The 17,386-nt window shown below is 32.5% G+C and carries 11 protein-coding genes and 2 tRNA genes; 8 read left to right on the top strand and 5 right to left on the bottom strand.

Features of this window, described 5'->3' with window-relative positions; all coding sequences use genetic code 11:
- Both ABEB18_RS10260 and ABEB18_RS10255 read left to right on the top strand, forming a co-directional pair.
- Window positions 1–73, top strand: a tRNA-Asn gene (locus ABEB18_RS10260).
- A 40-nt stretch (window positions 74–113) separates the two neighbouring features.
- Window positions 114–187 (top strand) — tRNA-Asn (locus tag ABEB18_RS10255).
- Window positions 188–303: 116 nt separating this feature from the next.
- Here the strand turns inward: ABEB18_RS10255 and ABEB18_RS10250 are convergent.
- On the bottom strand, window positions 304–912 hold the full coding sequence (locus ABEB18_RS10250) for a superoxide dismutase (protein WP_348799211.1): 609 nt from the start codon (window positions 910–912) through the stop codon (window positions 304–306).
- Between the two features lie 289 nt (window positions 913–1,201).
- Here ABEB18_RS10250 and ABEB18_RS10245 point away from each other — a divergent pair, with 289 nt between their 5' ends.
- The 5 genes from ABEB18_RS10245 to ABEB18_RS10225 all read left to right on the top strand — a co-directional run bounded on the left by ABEB18_RS10245 (window position 1,202) and on the right by ABEB18_RS10225 (window position 11,001).
- Window positions 1,202–4,378, top strand: a complete 3,177-nt coding sequence (locus tag ABEB18_RS10245) for a UvrD-helicase domain-containing protein (RefSeq protein ID WP_348799210.1) — start codon at window positions 1,202–1,204, stop codon at window positions 4,376–4,378.
- Between the two features lie 64 nt (window positions 4,379–4,442).
- The gene (gene kbl, locus ABEB18_RS10240) at window positions 4,443–5,636 is read left to right on the top strand and encodes a glycine C-acetyltransferase (protein ID WP_348799209.1); all 1,194 of its coding nucleotides are present in this window, start codon (window positions 4,443–4,445) and stop codon (window positions 5,634–5,636) included.
- A 111-nt stretch (window positions 5,637–5,747) separates the two neighbouring features.
- A complete protein-coding gene (locus tag ABEB18_RS10235) occupies window positions 5,748–7,199 on the top strand; it encodes an OmpA family protein (RefSeq protein WP_348799208.1) in 1,452 nt (483 codons plus the stop codon).
- A 64-nt stretch (window positions 7,200–7,263) separates the two neighbouring features.
- Complete coding sequence (locus ABEB18_RS10230; protein ID WP_348799207.1) at window positions 7,264–10,032, top strand: PD-(D/E)XK nuclease family protein; 2,769 nt, start codon at window positions 7,264–7,266, stop codon at window positions 10,030–10,032.
- Between the two features lie 297 nt (window positions 10,033–10,329).
- Window positions 10,330–11,001 carry an ATP-binding cassette domain-containing protein gene (locus ABEB18_RS10225; RefSeq protein ID WP_348799206.1) on the top strand — a complete coding sequence of 224 codons (672 nt, stop codon included), beginning with the start codon at window positions 10,330–10,332 and terminating at the stop codon, window positions 10,999–11,001.
- Here ABEB18_RS10225 and ABEB18_RS10220 read toward each other — a convergent pair.
- Both ABEB18_RS10220 and ABEB18_RS10215 read right to left on the bottom strand, forming a co-directional pair.
- On the bottom strand, window positions 10,998–11,780 hold the full coding sequence (locus ABEB18_RS10220; protein WP_348799205.1) for an alpha/beta fold hydrolase: 783 nt from the start codon (window positions 11,778–11,780) through the stop codon (window positions 10,998–11,000). The genes ABEB18_RS10225 and ABEB18_RS10220 overlap by 4 nt on opposite strands.
- A gap of 138 nt (window positions 11,781–11,918) precedes the next feature.
- Window positions 11,919–12,719, bottom strand: coding sequence for a TIGR00266 family protein (locus tag ABEB18_RS10215; RefSeq protein ID WP_348799204.1), 801 nt, complete (start codon window positions 12,717–12,719; stop codon window positions 11,919–11,921).
- Between the two features lie 621 nt (window positions 12,720–13,340).
- Here ABEB18_RS10215 and ABEB18_RS10210 point away from each other — a divergent pair.
- Complete coding sequence (locus ABEB18_RS10210; protein WP_348799203.1) at window positions 13,341–13,862, top strand: ferritin; 522 nt, start codon at window positions 13,341–13,343, stop codon at window positions 13,860–13,862.
- A 299-nt stretch (window positions 13,863–14,161) separates the two neighbouring features.
- On the opposite strand, the gene ABEB18_RS10205 is transcribed toward ABEB18_RS10210, so the two are convergent.
- Together ABEB18_RS10205 and ABEB18_RS10200 are read right to left on the bottom strand one after the other, a co-directional pair.
- Complete coding sequence (locus ABEB18_RS10205; protein ID WP_348799202.1) at window positions 14,162–15,454, bottom strand: aminopeptidase P family protein; 1,293 nt, start codon at window positions 15,452–15,454, stop codon at window positions 14,162–14,164.
- A gap of 166 nt (window positions 15,455–15,620) precedes the next feature.
- Window positions 15,621–16,982: a hydroxymethylglutaryl-CoA synthase family protein gene (locus ABEB18_RS10200; RefSeq protein WP_348799201.1), complete on the bottom strand. Its 1,362-nt coding sequence runs from the start codon at window positions 16,980–16,982 to the stop codon at window positions 15,621–15,623.
- Between the last annotated feature and the right edge of the window lie 404 nt (window positions 16,983–17,386).

Below are 17,386 nucleotides of genomic sequence, written 5' to 3'. Positions count from 1 at the left end.
CCTCCTTAGCTCAGTTGGTTAGAGCATCTGACTGTTAATCAGAGGGTCCTTGGTTCGAGCCCAAGAGGGGGAGCAAACTTTTTTTAGCAAACATATTAACCTTTTAAGGTGATTCCTCCTTAGCTCAGTTGGTTAGAGCATCTGACTGTTAATCAGAGGGTCCTTGGTTCGAGCCCAAGAGGGGGAGCAAAAAAGACTATCAGTAATGATGGTCTTTTTTTTTGGTCGTACATGGTAGAATAAAAAAAATCGGATGAAACAAATGTTGCACCCGACTTTTAATTTATGATAAGCTCTTGTTTTTTATTTTTCTAAAGCATAACGTCTAGAAACTTCAGTCCAGTTAATTACATTAAAGAAAGCTTCAATATAATCAGGTCTTCTGTTTTGGTAGTTCAGATAGTAAGCGTGTTCCCAAACATCCATTCCTAAAATTGGTGTTCCGCCACAACCTACTTCTGGCATCAATGGGTTGTCTTGGTTTGGAGTTCCGCAAACATCAAGTTTGCCTCCTTTTTGTACGCATAACCAAGCCCATCCTGAACCAAATTGTGTAGCTCCAGCTTTGGCAAATTTTGCTTTGAATTCTTCAAAAGATCCAAAAGAACTTTCTATTGCAGCTAGCAATTCGCCTGTTGGTAACCCGCCACCATCTGCAGACATTACAGTCCAAAATAAGTTATGGTTATAAAATCCACCTCCGTTATTACGTACAGCAGCATTTGATTTATCTAGGTTGATTAAGATATTTTCGATAGTTTTTCCTTCCAAATCTGTTCCAGCAATAGCAGCATTCAGGTTGGTAGTATAAGCATTATGATGTTTAGAGTGGTGTATTTCCATCGTACGAGCATCAATATGAGGTTCTAATGCGTCATACGCATAAGGTAATTGTGGTAATTCAAAAGCCATAATATAGTTGTTTAATGATTTATAAAATTATTCAAATTTAAACATTTAACTTTGGAATTGAAAATTCTATTTTGTTATTATTTCATCGATTAAAATGATAGTGTGTTTTTTACCTTTATTCAAAATGTAATTAGAAGCTTTTTCCCGCTGTCATCCCATTCCCGATTAACAAAAAGACGGCTAAAAAAGCCTGGTTTTTCTAAATAGAGAGATTTTCCTTTCTATTGAGGCTAGGGCATTGGGGGTAGTAATAACCATTTTTAACATAATAAATTTTGTACTTATCAATATGGAAAGACCCTCTTTTGCTATTTATGACGCTTCGGCAGGATCCGGAAAAACGTACGCACTTGTCAAAGAATACCTCAAAATTATTTTGACAGCTCAAAAAAATGATGCGTATCGAAATATTTTAGCGATTACGTTTACGAACAAAGCGGTGTACGAAATGAAAAGCAGAATCGTGGGTAGTCTGTCTGAATTTGCTAAAGACAAGCCTTCGCAAAAAGCGCAAGATTTGATGCAGGATTTGGCTGGTGAAACCAAACTTTCTTTAATTCAGATTAAAATCAAATCTCAACAAATCATTAAGCATATTATTCATAATTATGCCGCTTTTGATATTTCAACCATTGATAAATTTACTCATAAAGTGATTCGAGCTTTTGCGCATGATCTTGGACTACCAATGACTTTTGAAGTTACTTTGGATACCGAAAACCTCCTGACAGAGGCTGTAGATGCTATTATTGCTCAAGCTGGTGAAGATGAAACTTTGACTAAATTGTTGGTTGATTTTACTATGGAAAAAACCGATGATGATAAATCTTGGGATATTTCACGTGAAATTTTTGAAACCGGGAAATTGGTTTTAAATGAGAATAATAGAAATGAAATAGTTAGTTTTCATGATAAATCGATTAACGATTTTATAGTTGTAAAAGAAAAGTTAGAGCAAATCTGTCAAGATTTAGAAATTCAAAATGCAACTCTAGCAAAAACATCTCTTGATTTAATAGATCAACGTGGAATAGATTCGAAATCCTTCTCTCGAGGTACTTTCCCAAACCATTTGCAAAGTATTGTTGATCGGAAATTCAATTCTAAAAACAAAAAATATTTTGTTAGTGAAGACATTGCTATTAATAAAAGTGCCAAAGACAGAGATGCAATCGAAAGTATTATTCCTGATTTATTGAAAACACTTTCCGAAATTTATAAAAACTTTGAGAAACTAAATTTCTACAAGGCATTCTTAAAAAATATTACACCATTGTCTTTATTGAACACTGTAAGTAGTGAATTAGAAAAAATTCAAAAGGAGCAGAACATTCTTTCAATATCAGAGTTTAATGCTATTATTCACAGAGAAATTCAAAATCAGCCTGCACTTTTTATATACGAACGCTTGGGCGAACGTTACCGCCATTTTTTTATTGATGAGTTTCAAGATACCTCCGAAATGCAATGGCATAATTTAATTCCACTTATCGATAATGCACTTGCAGGACAAGATGATTCTGGACAAAAAGGGACTTTAATGATTGTTGGTGATCCAAAACAGTCGATCTATAGATGGCGTGGAGGTAAGGCGGAACAGTTTATAGAATTGAGTAAAAATAAAACCCCTTTTAGTAACCCTGATAAAAAGTTGATTCATCTAGACAAAAATTATAGGAGTTATTCGCAAGTAATCGAATTCAACAATGATTTTTTTAAATTATTATCTAATGAATTTACAAATATTGATTATAAAGATTTGTATGAAAATCATAGCTATCAAAAAAGGAATGATAAAGTTGGTGGTTATGTAAACATTTCGTTTTTACCAGAATGCGAGCAACAAAATGAAGACGAAGAAGAAGCTTTGGATAAATCAGATCAATATGTTTTGGCTACTTTAAACACAATAAAAAAGGTCGTAGCATCAGGTTTTGAATATAAAGACATTGTCATTTTGACTCGTAGGAGAAATGAAGGGATAGCAATTGCTAGTTATTTGACAGAACAAGGTGTTCCGCTCCTTTCTTCAGAAACATTGATGATTCAAAATGCAACCGAAGTCCAATTAATTATTCATATTTTAAGGTATTTAAAAAACAGTTCCGATCTAGAATCAAAGGCCAATTTTTTGCAGTATTTAGCCAAAAATAAGCAAAATCAATTGCCAGTTCATGATTTTATTGCCAAAGGAATGGAATTGAAGGATGAGTTGATCTTTGAGGAATGGCTAAAAAAATGTAATGTAGAGTTGTCATTTGAACATATTAGAAAAAAATCTTTGTATGAAGCTGTTGAGATTATTATCTCTAAATTTTTAAAATCTGATCAAAAACCTAATAACCTAACCTCTGAAACTGCATACGTTCAGTATTTATTAGATTTGGTTTTAGAGAGAGATGTTCGAAATCAAGCAGGGATATCAGATTTTTTAACTTTTTGGGACAAAAACTCAGACAAATTCAGCATACCATCTCCAGAAGGGACTAATGCCGTACGTGTGATGACAATTCATAAATCAAAAGGATTGGAGTTTCCAGTAGTTATCCTGCCATTTGCCGATCAGGATTATAATAAAGGACCAAAGGATAAATTATGGATTAATTCTGAAAATTATGAATTTGATCTGCCAAAAGTTTTGATTGATAATAGTAGAGCTGTAGAGGAGTTTGGTTCAGGAGCTTTAGAGATTTATAATTTGAAAAAAGAAGAAGTTTTGTTGGATAATATCAATGTTTTGTATGTGGCTTTAACAAGAGCAGAAGAGCAGCTCTATATTATTTCGCAAAATATAAAGCCTAAAAAAGACGGTGAATATCCTGCAAATATGGCTTCTTTTTTTATTAAATATTTAATTCAGAAAGGAGAATATGTTGATGATAAATTAGAATATCATTTTGGAAACTCTAAAAAACTATCAGCAACAATAGAGCATGTTGATAAGACCAAAACAATTCTTGCTGTTTCAGTGGTTTTAGATCCTAAAAGTATCAAAATTGCCAAAAGAGAAGCGTTAATGTGGGGAACACATCAGTTGGAAGCAATTGAATTTGGAAATGTTGTGCATGAGATTCTCTCTTTTGTCGAAACTAAAAAAGATGTAGATTTTGCTATTCGTAAAGCGATAGAAAATGGATTGATTGCTATTACTCAAAAAGAATTGGTATTGAATGCCGTTCTTCAAATAGTGAATCATCAAGCATTGCAAGAGCATTTCGCTGATGAAAATAAAGTTTTTAATGAAAAAACAATTATTCAAAAAGAGGGAGGGGTGATTAAGCCTGATCGTGTAGTTTTTAATAAAAAGGAAGAAGTTTTTTTGTTGGATTATAAAACGGGTTCTCCTAATACAAAATATAAACATCAATTAGAGAATTATAAATTAGCCATTGAAAAAATGGGTTTTAAAGTTCAAAAAAAGGCATTAGTGTATATAGGAGTTAATATTGATGTAGTACATTTGTAACAAAAAAAATGTTTTTTGTTTGAATATAATCAACAAAGATCTTTTGCTTAAATAGAAATCATATATGTACGGAAAAATTCAAAAGCACTTACAATCAGAACTTCAACTTATTGAAGAAAATGGATTATTTAAAAAAGAACGAATTATTACTTCTGCTCAAGATGCTGAAATTACCATATCAACTGGTCAAACAGTTTTAAATTTCTGTGCTAATAATTATCTGGGGTTGTCTTCTCATCCCGAAGTCATTCAAGCGGCAAAAGAAGCAATGGATACTTATGGGTTTGGTATGTCCTCTGTTCGTTTTATCTGCGGAACTCAAGATATTCATAAAACGTTAGAAAAAAAGATTGCTAATTTTTATGGGACTGAAGATACAATCTTGTATGCGGCTGCTTTTGATGCGAATGGAGGTGTGTTTGAGCCTTTGTTTGGAGAAAATGACGCTATTATATCCGATAGTTTAAATCATGCATCTATTATTGATGGTGTTCGTTTGTGTAAGGCGGCACGTTATCGCTATGAAAATAGCAATATGGAGGATTTGGAGCAACAATTGATTAAGGCTAGTGATGCAGGATCTCGTTTTAAGATAATAGTAACCGATGGGGTATTCTCTATGGATGGTATTGTGGCGCCTTTAGATGCGATTTGTGATTTGGCAGATAAATATGATGCTTTAGTTATGGTTGATGAATGCCATGCTGCTGGTTTTATTGGTGCAACCGGAAGAGGTACACTTGAAGCCAAAGGTGTTATGGGGCGAGTTGATATTATCACTGGAACTTTAGGAAAAGCCTTAGGAGGAGCAATGGGAGGGTACACAACGGCCAAAAAAGAAATAATCGAATTATTGCGTCAACGTTCGAGACCGTATTTGTTTTCGAATTCTTTAGCTCCAGCTATTGTGGGGGCTTCGATTAAAGTGTTTGAATTGTTAGAAAAAGATACTGTTTTAAGGGATAAATTAGAATGGAATACTAATTATTTCAAGGAAGGAATGAAAAAAGCAGGATTTGACATCGTAAATGGTGATTCAGCTATTGTTCCTGTAATGTTGTATGATGCAAAATTAGCCCAAACAATGGCTGATGAATTATTGAAAGAAGGAATCTATGTAATAGGGTTCTTTTTCCCTGTAGTTCCTAAGGAAAAAGCAAGGATAAGAGTGCAATTATCAGCGGCTCATTCTAAAGAACATTTAGATAGAGCGATTCGTGCTTTTGTGACTGTAGGTCAAAGACTTGCTGTAATATAATTGTTAAATTTTATATTTAAGGAGTGTTTTATTTAACAATTTATTTTGAAGTTACAGAAAATCGTACTACTTTTGTTTCAAATTAACTAATTGTAATTAAAATAACAAAGTATGAAACATCTTAACAAACTTTTAGTTGCTGTGACAATGGTGATGGGATTAAGTTCTCAAGCACAGGACAGTAACAATAAATGGGCAATCGGTTTTGGAGTAAACGCGATTGACTACAGGTCAAGTGCTGGTGATGGCTTTCCAAGTCAATTCGATCAGCCATTTATGATTAGTGACAATTGGAATATTCTTCCTTCTGTTTCTTATATCAACGTTTCTAGATACGTAGGTAGTGGTTTTATCGTAGGTGTTACTGGATCAATCAATCAAGTTGATAAATTTGTAGTACCTGTACCTGGTAGAACTTTAAATGGTCCTAATGATTATGCAGTTGTTAATCCTGGAGATTTAATGTATTACGGAATTGATGCTACTGCAACTTATAGCTTTATGAAATTAATTGGATCTAAAGTTTTAGAGCCAACATTAAGCTTAGGTGGAGGTTATACTTTCTTAGGAGACGAAAGCTACGGAACAATCAATCCAGGAGCAGGTTTAAATATCTGGTTTACAGAAAATGTAGGTCTTGCTTTAGGGTGTGTTTATAAAAAATCTTTTGGGGATAGAACTTATGCTGATGGTGTAACTCCAGATGCTCCTTCTTACACTCAATGGAATGCTGGTTTAAGCTTCAAATTTGGTGCTAAAGATACAGACGGAGATGGAATCTATGATAAAGATGATGCTTGTCCAGATGTTGCTGGTTTAAAACAATTCAATGGTTGCCCTGATACAGATGCTGATGGTATCGAAGATTCTAAAGATAAATGTCCTACAGTTGCTGGTACTGCTGAATTCCAAGGATGTCCAGATTCAGATGGTGACGGTGTAGCTGATCCAGATGATGCTTGTCCTACAGTTGCAGGTTTAAAACAATTCAAAGGTTGTCCTGATACAGATGGTGACGGTGTAACAGATGCATCTGATAAATGTCCTACTGTAGCTGGTCCTGCTTCTAACGGAGGATGCCCAGAGTTAGATTCTGATAAAGATGGTGTAATCGACAAAGAAGATGCTTGTCCTACAGTTGCTGGTCCTGCTTCAAACAAAGGATGTCCTGAAGTAACTCAACAAGTTTTACAAGATCTTAAAGTACAAGCTAGAGCTGTTTACTTCGTAACTGGTAAAGCAGTTTTAGATGGAAAACAAGGAACTGAGCAAAGATTAGATGCTATCAAAGAAATCCTTAAAAACTATCCTAATGCTAAATTTGCTATCGAAGGACACACTGATAGTACTGGAAGTGCAAAAATCAACCAAAAACTTTCTGAAGAAAGAGCTAAAGTTGTTATGGATAAGTTAATCGAAAAAGGTGTTAATCCTGCTAACTTAACTTCAGCTGGTTACGGTTCTTCTAAACCAGAAGCTTCTAACAAAACTAAAGAAGGTAGAGCTCTTAACAGAAGAACAGAAATTAGACACATTGGATCTGTTTACGAAGGTAAATTGTAATCAATTCTCTAAATAAATTTTAAAAAGCCATTCTTAATTGAATGGCTTTTTTTATTTTTATAAAATGACAAGAATTACTTTTTTAGATAGAGTTGCTACTGTATTGCTCGATGAGTATAAAAATATTTTGACTCAAACCGTCATTATTTTGCCTAATAAACGAGCTAAAATATTTCTTATTGAGACTTTAAAATTACAAACCGAGGAAAATATATTTGCTCCAGAAATTATCAGTATTGATGATTTTGTTCAAAATGTTGCTGGGATTAGAGCAATCGATCCTATAGAATTACTTTTCGAATTTTATGATGTCTATTTGAGTATTACCGATAAAAAGAATCAACAGTCGTTTGAGTTTTTTGCAAATTGGGCAAAAACTCTACTTCAAGATTTTAATGAAATTGATCGCTATTTATTAGATCCAAAATATGTTTTATCTTATTTAAAAGACATTGAGGATATTAAGAGATGGGGGATTGAGGTAGAGAGCAAAACCAAATTACTTGAAAATTATATCGATTTTTGGAAAGTACTGCCTAGTTATTATGAATCGTTATATAATCATTTATTGCAAAAGGGGATTGGTTATCAAGGTTTGATTTATCGTGAAGCTGTGAATAATACCCCTGTTTTTTGTACTTCAAATCAGCAAAAAAAATATGTTTTTGCTGGGTTTAATGCTTTAAACGCTTCTGAAGAGATAATAATTCAAAAATTAATTGACTCTGATCTAGCTAAAATATTTTGGGATGCTGATCAAACATTTTTAAATGATCCTTATCATGATGTAGGTTTGTTTTTGAGGCGTTTTAAATCAAATTGGAAACATTACAAATCCAATCCATTTGAGTGGATTGTTGATGATTTCTCTAATGAAAAAAATATTCGAGTAATAGGAACTCCAAAAACTATCGGACAAGCTAAAATTGTTGGGGGTATAATTGAAAAGATAGTTGAAAATAATGCTGAAACTAGTTTAGATAAAGTTGCTGTTGTATTAGGGGAAGAAAACATATTAGTGCCACTTTTATATTCATTACCAAATTCTGTTAAAGCATTAAATATTACGATGGGTTATTCTAGTAAAAATAATCCAGCTCAAATTTTGATTGCCAAATTGTTTAAGATGCATACCAATGCGCTTTCTAGAAATAATAATAGTTACGTCTTTTATTATAAAGATGTTTTGGATTTACTAACCCATCCATTAATTGAATCTTATGCCAATACTAGTCATTTGGTTGGAATTATTAATAAAAATAATTATACTTTCATCAGTTGCCAAAAATTACTAGAACTTAATGCTTCGTATTCCAATGAATTGTTTTTACTCTTATTTCAAAAATGGGAGGGTGGTTCAGTTGTTGTTTTAGAAACGATTTCACGTTTATTACTAATAATTAAAAATAATCTTAGTAATGACAATCAAGATGATGCAATATCCAAAAGTTTTGTCTATTCTATTTTTAAAGTAATCAATAAACTTATTAATTACTATTCGAATTATAATGAGATTGACACCATTGAGACCCTTTACTCAATTTATAAACAAGTTATAGATTTAGCCGAAGTGTCTTTTGAAGGTGAGCCTTTGAATGGTTTACAAATTATGGGTGTGCTTGAAAGTAGGGTCTTAGATTTCGATACGGTTATTATTACTTCTATGAATGAAGGGAAATTCCCAGCTGGTAAATCTCAAAATTCTTTCATTCCATTTGATGTGAAAAGAGAATTAGGATTACCTACTTTTAAAGAGAAAGATGCAATCTATACGTATCATTTTTACCATTTATTACAAAGAGCTAAAAATATTTATTTGCTTTATAATACAGAAAGTGATGGTCTTGATGCTGGCGAAATGAGTCGTTTTATTACTCAATTAGAGGTCGAAAAGCAAAGCAAACATAATTTAACACATGAAATTTATAATGCAGTTTTACCTGAGACTGCTCATGTACCTATGTTAATTCCGAAATCAGAAAAAGTGATGTTGCGTTTAAAAGAAATTGCTGAAAAAGGGTTTTCACCTTCGGCATTGACGACTTATATGCGCAACCCAATTCAGTTTTATTTTCAAAGAATTTTACGTATTTCTGAAACTGATGAAGTAGAAGAAAGTATCGCTGATAACACACTTGGTACTATCATTCACGGTACTTTAGAAGAATTATACAAAACATTAATAGGTAAGATTTTAATAGAAAATGATGTAAAAAATTGCATCAAGAACATAGATAGTGAGGTTTCAAAACAATTTAAGTTAGTTTATAAAGAGGGTGAAATTAAAAAAGGGAGAAATCTTTTGGCTTTTGAAGTAGCCAAACGTCATGTATTGAATTTCCTTAAACTAGAATTAGAATCTATTCAGAATGGTGATCAAATCATGATCGTTGCTTTAGAGAAACATTTAGAAAGAGATTTAGTGCATCCAAAGTTGCCTTTTCCTGTAAAAATTGGTGGTAATGTGGATAGAATTGAGAATAGAAACGGTGTTATTAGAATTATTGATTATAAAACAGGTAAAGTTGAGAAAGCCAATGTAACGCTTAAATCTTGGGCTGGATTGACTGAGGAAATCAAGAATGATAAAATAATTCAAATTTTAGCCTATGCTTATATGTTTGAAGAACAGGCTAAAGGACTGCCTATTGAAGCAGGAATTATTTCGTTTAAAAATCTAAAATCTGGTTTTTTGCCTTTTAATTTAAAAGAAGAAAAAGGAAGTAGTTCCATTATTAACAGTGAAATCCAATCGAATTATTTGGAGCAAATTGTTTTGTTACTCAATGAAATATTGGATGAAACTAAACCTTTTGAAGAGAAAAGTTTATAAAAGAATGAATAAAAAGTGGTTTAACATATTCGAATTCTTCAAAAGCACAATTGTTATAAATCTTTCGGCTAGTTTTTTCGTTTCCCTTTTTGGTGGATCAACTGCGTTTAATTTTTCATTTCTCACTTTTGGTTTTGCTTCAAGTTTATTCTTCAAAGAAGTTAATAATAAAAATGAGTTCGTATTTTATTTCAATAATAAAATTTCTAAAACTAAGCTTTGGTTGTATTCATGGTGTTTAAATTTTGTTTTTTTAGTCATAGGTATTTTTGTTTTTAATTTGTTAAAGAAATTATTTTGAAAAAACATTTATTAGAGATTGATAGTGTTCAGAAGTCTTTTGAAAATAAAAATTTATTATCCGATGTTTTTTTAAAATGCGAAACCAATGATATTATTGGGCTTCTAGGTAGAAACGGTTCGGGTAAATCTACTTTCCTAAAAATTATTTTCGGAATTGAACCTGCAGATTTTAAGTTTGTTAGAATTGACGGAACAGTAAAGATTAAAACTAAGGATTTGTTGGATGATATTAGTTATTTGCCCCAGGATAATTGCATTCCTAAAGTATTTTCAGTTAAAAAAGCGATACAACTATCTATCTCCAAGGAAAAGATAGTGGAGTTTTGTTTAGATGAAATGATTGGTAATATTTTGGATAAGAGAATTTCACATTTGTCAGGAGGAGAATTACGGTATCTGGAAATAAAAATCGTTCTCAATAACTCTTCAAAATTTGTTTTGTTAGATGAGCCTTATAATGGCTTGTCTCCTTTGGTGGTTGAAAAGGTAAATGAATTAATAATTAAGAATTCAGCAAATAAAGGAATAATTATTTCAGATCATAATTACGAAAATGTAATCCAAATTTCAACACGATTGTCTTTGTTAAAAGAAGGTAAATTATACGCTATAAAATGTAAAGAAGAGCTTGTAGAAAAAGGCTATTTGAAAGAAGGGATGCTTTAAATTCCTTTAATAAAATCTGCCAAAACAATCAGCAATTCCTCTCGATTTTCTATAGAACTCATGTGCCCGTCTGGAAAAGTGACCAATTGAACATCGGTGTTTTTTATTTGCTCTAAATTTTCCTCGTAATTTAGGACGGGATCTTTTTTTCCAACAATTAATAATTTTGGGAAAGTAGTCGTATGTAAAAGAAACTCCCTGTCTTTTCTAATTTTCATGCCTTCGAGTGAAGCTATGATTCCTTGCAATGGTGTTTTTAGAGCTTGTAGTTTTACGGCTTCAATTTTTTTAGTAAGTTTTTCTCGATTCTCTTCGCTGAATAAATTTGAAATTGATAATCGAATAAAAGTTTCATAATCTTTTTTGACGGCTAGAATAGCTCGGTCTCTGTTTTTCTTTTTTTCTGGACTATCTTCTTTCGAAGTAGAATTGAGTAAAACCAATCCTCCTACCTTTTCTGGATACAATTCTGCGAAAGCCAAAGCCACGTAACCACCCATAGAATGTCCCACAAAAATGACTTTTTGTATTTTTAATTTAGATAAAACTTCGTGAACCATATCGGCATTTTCTTCCATAGTTTGTACATAACCCAAACTTTCGGTTTGACCGTGACCCAACAAATCAATGGTTATGATTCTATTTTTGGTACTTAATTCATCAACATAAATATCCCACATGGTTTTATTTTCCAGAAATCCGTGCAGTAAAACTACTGTTGTACCATTGCCAGAATCGGTATAAGAAATTTGAGTGTTTTTATAGAGAAGTGTTTCCAATGTGCTAAGAATTATGAAGGTAATTTACAGTTGCAAAATTAATTTTTTAAATTCCTAAAAATGTTATTTTGGCTGTTTTTTATGAATTAAAAACGGCTTCCATTTCTGAAAGCCGTTAGTATTTATTTTTAAAGAAAATTAAAATCTATTATCTCCATCCAAAAGGTTTCCTAATCCGCCTAGTAAACTTCCTTCATCTCGACTGTTTCCGCCAGATTTTGGAGCCGAGGCAATGATTCTGTCAGCCAATCTAGAAAAAGGTAATGACTGAATGTAAACAGTACCTGGGCCTCGTAAAGTTGCATAAAACAATCCTTCACCACCAAAAAGGGAGTTTTTGATTCCACCGACAAATTCAATATCATAATCTACATCTTTTGTAAACCCAATAATGCAGCCAGTATCTACTTTCAAGACTTCTCCATGAGTCAGATCTTTCTTGGCCATTGTTCCTCCAGAGTGTACAAATGCCATTCCATCTCCCTCTATTTTCTGCATGATAAAACCTTCACCGCCAAAAAGACCTCGTCCCAATTTTTGAGAGAATTCAATTCCAACCGAAACGCCTTTTGCTGCGCAAAGAAATGAACTTTTTTGGCATATAAATTTACCTTGAAATTGGGTTAAATCTATCGGTAAAATTTTTCCAGGATACGGAGAAGCAAAAGAAACTTTTCTTTTAGAATTTGATTGATTGATAAAAGCAGTCATGAATAAGCTTTCACCAGTAAGAACTCTTTTTCCAGCATTTAAAAGCTGACCAAACAAACCCGATGGTTGTACAGAACCATCACCAAAAATGGTTTCCATCTGAATGTTGTTTTCCATCATCATAAAACTTCCGGCCTCGGCAACAACAATTTCCTGCGGATCTAATTCGATCTCGACATACTGCATTTCTTCCCCAAATATCTGATAATCTATTTCGTGTGCTTGCATGATTTATACTGATTTAATTTTAAAAATAAGTCTGATACTAATTTATATTGTTACAAATAGTATTCACTATTTCTCTTAAATTAAACATAAAAAGAAATAATATTATTTTAATTCAGTCTTAATTAGGTGTAAAATTCATTTTATTTGTTTAACTTTGCACCATTATTATTTTTTTTCTATGAAGCAAATTAGCGATTTAACAAGCTGCGTATTATTTGAAACTGAAAAAGGCTATAGTTACCAATGTGATACGACAAATAGTATTATTATTGATTTTGCCGGTTTTATATCATCGTATAAAGTTCAGGACTTTTTGATATTTCAGAGAAAAGTAAACAGTGTTAACATCCTTGAAATGCTATATGATTTGTCTGATCAAGCCGACGTACAACTAATAGAAACTACTAAAAAAAATTTTTCGCATAAGCTTAACATTTGCGAGATAGTTCAACTTCGAGAACTATTAAACGGTACAAAATTCTCTTTAAATTTACATTCAATGCTTTGCGATGTCTTAATGACAAATCCAGCCTAGCTTTACTTAGAATAAATACAAATTTCTCACTGTTTTGGGAGAGTGACTTTAATTTCTGTAATTTTATACTATAAAAATTAAATGTCATGAAAGATTTACTAAGAACCAATACTTCATTATCAGAAGGAATCGAGCAAATCCTTAATTTACAAGCAAAAATTGAAAGCGATGCTTCTAATAAGTATCTAGCAATGGCAGCTTGGTTAGATCGCAACGGCTTTGCAAACACAGCTGGATACTTGTATAAACAAGCAGAAGAAGAACGTGAGCATTTTTTAAAAGTTTTTAAATATATTACAGATATGGGTGGAATTGCTATTACACCTACTGTTAGCGAAGTGCAACAAGAATTCGCTTCTTTCAAAGAAGTATTCGAAATTGCTTTGCAAAATGAAATCGCAGTAACTAAAGCAGTTAATAAAATCATTGCAAAATGTAGAGCCGAAAACGACTATGCTACCGAAGATTTTATGATGTGGTACGTTTCTGAACAAAGAGAAGAAGAGAAAAATGCGCGTAGAGCTTTAGAACTTTTCGAATTAATTAACGAAAATGAAGCTACTGGAAAATTTGCATTAGATGTTCAAATTGCAAAAATAGGAGACTAAAACTAACCCAACCAATTGAAAGCCCTTGGTAATTTTGTGTATTATCAAGGGCTTTTTTTATTTAGGAGCAAAAGCATAAGGTATTTTTGTAAACAAGGATTCCTGCTCTACACTATATTCCAGATTTAGAAAAAACAAGGACAAAAATCCTTATTTTTTCTAAATGTGGAGATGCCGTTTCGATCAGGGCTAAAGAGTGAAAAGAGTGATTTTTTTGTAATCATTTATAAGAATGATAAAAAAAGACGATTTTCATTCAGAAAACCGTCTTTAGATATGCATTCGAGTATTGTTTAGTCTTAAGCGTTCATTAAACTCTCAATTTCATCTACTTCGATCGGGATGTTGCGCATCAAGTTGAATGGATCTCCTTTTTCCTGAATCACGATATTGTCTTCTAATCGAATTCCAAAACCTTCAGCAGGGATGTAAATTCCAGGCTCAACCGTAAAAACCATGTTGGCTTTCATCGGTTCGTGCAGTAATCCGTAATCATGTGTGTCTAATCCCATGTGGTGTGAAGTTCCGTGCATAAAATATTTTTTATAAGCAGGCCAATCAGGATTTTCGTTTTGAACATCGGCTTTGTCAATTAAGCCTAAACCTAATAACTCTGATGTCATAATTTTACCCACTTCAATATGGTATTGTTTCCAGAGTGTTCCAGGAGTCAGCATCTTGGTTGCTTCATTCTTTACTTTTAAAACGGCATTGTAAACCGCTTTTTGACGATCTGAAAAACGTCCAGAAACTGGAATTGTTCTTGTCATATCGCTAGAATAATTAGCGTATTCTGCAGCGACATCCAACAAAATTAAATCACCAGCTTTGCATTGTTGGTTGTTTTCGATATAATGTAAAACATTAGCATTGTTTCCAGAAGCAATAATTGGTGTATAGGCAAAACCTTTAGAACGGTTGCGAATAAATTCGTGAGCTAATTCGGCTTCGATTTCATATTCGGTAACATTTGGTTTAACAAAAGAAAGCAATCTACGGAAACCTTTCTCGGTAATATTACAAGCGTTTTGAATTAAATCGATTTCTTCACTTTCTTTAACAGAACGTAATCTTTGTAAAATTGGGTTGCTTTTTGCGACTTGGTGAGCAGGATACTGTTCTTTCCACCATTTTACAAAACGAGCTTCACGTGTTTCAGTTTCTACAGATGCACGATAATGCTCGTTAGTATTGATATACATGGTATCGGCATAGGTCATCATTTCGTTTAAAACTTTATGTAAATCCTGTAACCAATGTACCGTTTTGATGCCAGAAACTTCAAATGCGCGTTCTTTTGTTAGTTTTTCACCTTCCCAAACGGCAATATGATCGTTGGTTTCTCTTAAAAAGAGCATTTCTCTTTGGTGTTCGTAAGGTGCGTCTGGAAATAAAAGCAAAACACTTTCTTCTTGATCTACACCACTTAAATAAAAAATATCACGATGTTGTTCAAATGGCATGGTGCTATCGGCAGATATTGGATAAATGTCATTTGAATTGAATACGGCAACAGAATTTGGTTTCATTTCGGCCATGAATTTTTTGCGATTTTTCACAAAAAGGGCACTGTTTATTTGGTGATATTTCATAATTATATTGTTTTTGAACTCAATTTTCAAAATTACATTTTTTTACAAAATGACTGATAATTGTTATATTAAAGTTTTCTTATTTGTTTGGGTTGATTTTCGCATCAACATAAAAAAAACCGAAGTGAAAATTCACTCCAGTTTTAAAATTAAAAATAAAGGACGCTTAGTCAATCCATTTATAATATCTTGCGCCAATCAAAACTGGATTTTCCTTTTCGATTCGGTCTAAAATCCATTCGTTTTTTGGAGTTCTTACGCTTTGTTTTTGTTCTTTTTTATGAAGACTTTCATAAGTGTTGAAATCAATTTCTACACTTTCAGCCAGATTTTCAAAAAGTTTAATTTTTTCAAAAGCCGATTTCCATTCTGGTTGAATTGTTCCTTCAAAAACTTTAGATTTCGATCCGCTTCCATAAGCAAGGAAACCAAATTTTGTTCCAGCAACTTCTTTATTAGTGTCGTAAAAATGAGCCAAAGTAGAAAGCAATCCCATGAAAATTGAACCAGTATAAAGATTTCCAATTAAAGAGGAGGCCAATTCGGCAGGTTGTAATTTTTCAGTCACAAAACTTCTGTAAGTGTCAGATTTTGCTACTTCTTTAATCTTGTTTTGATAATCTGCAGTTGTAATATCGTCGGCGATAATTTTCTCGGCACTGTCTAAAGCGTAAATTTCAGACAGCATTCGACGCCCTTGGAAAGAATAGGGCAAATGCATTACAATACTGTGCCAAGAGTTGTATAAAGTGTCCGTTGATTTTTTTAATTTTTTGAATGAAAAGTAAGCATTTCGCGTACGATCCATGTAGCATTGGTTAGAATATTGACCGTCAAAAACGGGTTGGTCTTTGTGGATTTCGATTTCAGTTTCTAAATTATCAAACCAAGAATCATTGTTTGAGTTTGCAGTAATTTGTTCTTTAGGAATGGTTCTATACGGTTTAAAGAAATCGAAAACACCTTTGGTACTCGTTGCCCAATTTTCATCAAAAGCAATAATTTTTGGGTTTGCGGTAATAAGCATGGCAACAGCCCCTGCGCCTTGTGTATATTCTCCGCCAGAGTTTAAATCGTATTTTGCAAAATCAGAAGTAACAACAATTGCTTTTTTAGTTGGGTTTAATTTTACAAAATCAAGACAGTTTTGCATGGCATCAACTCCACCAATACAGGCAAAAGTAAAGTCAACCACATCGCATTCTTCTAAAGTGCCTTCACCAAATTTTTGTTCGATTAGACTAACTAAATAGGAGGCAATTGGTTTAGAACTGTCAACACCACTTTCGGTGCCAACATAGATTCGGTTAATTTCTTTTAAGTCAATATTATTATCGATAATAAGTCTTGTAAGCGCATTAGCTCCAAAAACTACAGTATCCTGGTGAACATCTGGGAAAGTCATTTTTAACAATCCTAGACCTTTTTCTAATTTTTCGGGTTCAATATTCCTGGCGATTGCCAAATTTTTTATTGGTAAATGTATGTTAGCTACATCAAAAGATATAGCGTCAATTCCTGTTTTCATGAATAAATTTTAAGGGCGTAAAGTTAAAATTGCTTTTGGGGAAATACAATTTTTTTAAAGAGAGAAAATGTTTTTTTTTTAATTTTTAGAGAATAATTTGTAAAGTTTGCTTTGGATTAAAGGATTGTTAGTTTTATCAACTTTTGGCTGTGAAATATAATCCAGACTTTGGTCTTCCGACTTTATTGCCTCAAAAAGAGTAGTGTATTCTTTTTGAATTTTAAAATCAAATATTTTTTAAATTGTAATCGATTACAATTTGTTATAAAAATGTGTCAAACTAAGTAATTTTGTAAGTATTAAGTACGTATTTCATACGTACTTTAAAATGATTATAAATAGCGTTGTAAAATTGCAGATTTGGTTGTTATTGATTCTTAATTACTCTAAATTTGTTCGACTTT

The organism is Flavobacterium adhaerens (assembly GCF_040045115.1).
GTDB lineage: Bacteria > Bacteroidota > Bacteroidia > Flavobacteriales > Flavobacteriaceae > Flavobacterium > Flavobacterium adhaerens.
The sequence above is the reverse complement of the archived record's forward strand: the minus strand, read 5'-3'. Positions and strand labels throughout refer to the sequence as shown.

Coding starts and splice junctions, on each gene's coding strand:
- ABEB18_RS10250 (WP_348799211.1), bottom strand. CDS start 912: ATGGCTTTTGAATTACCACAATTACCTTATGCGTATGACGCATTAGAA.
- ABEB18_RS10245 (WP_348799210.1), top strand. CDS start 1,202: ATGGAAAGACCCTCTTTTGCTATTTATGACGCTTCGGCAGGATCCGGA.
- kbl (WP_348799209.1), top strand. CDS start 4,443: ATGTACGGAAAAATTCAAAAGCACTTACAATCAGAACTTCAACTTATT.
- ABEB18_RS10235 (WP_348799208.1), top strand. CDS start 5,748: ATGAAACATCTTAACAAACTTTTAGTTGCTGTGACAATGGTGATGGGA.
- ABEB18_RS10230 (WP_348799207.1), top strand. CDS start 7,264: ATGACAAGAATTACTTTTTTAGATAGAGTTGCTACTGTATTGCTCGAT.
- ABEB18_RS10215 (WP_348799204.1), bottom strand. CDS start 12,719: ATGCAAGCACACGAAATAGATTATCAGATATTTGGGGAAGAAATGCAG.
- ABEB18_RS10210 (WP_348799203.1), top strand. CDS start 13,341: ATGAAAGATTTACTAAGAACCAATACTTCATTATCAGAAGGAATCGAG.
- ABEB18_RS10205 (WP_348799202.1), bottom strand. CDS start 15,454: ATGAAATATCACCAAATAAACAGTGCCCTTTTTGTGAAAAATCGCAAA.
- ABEB18_RS10200 (WP_348799201.1), bottom strand. CDS start 16,982: ATGAAAACAGGAATTGACGCTATATCTTTTGATGTAGCTAACATACAT.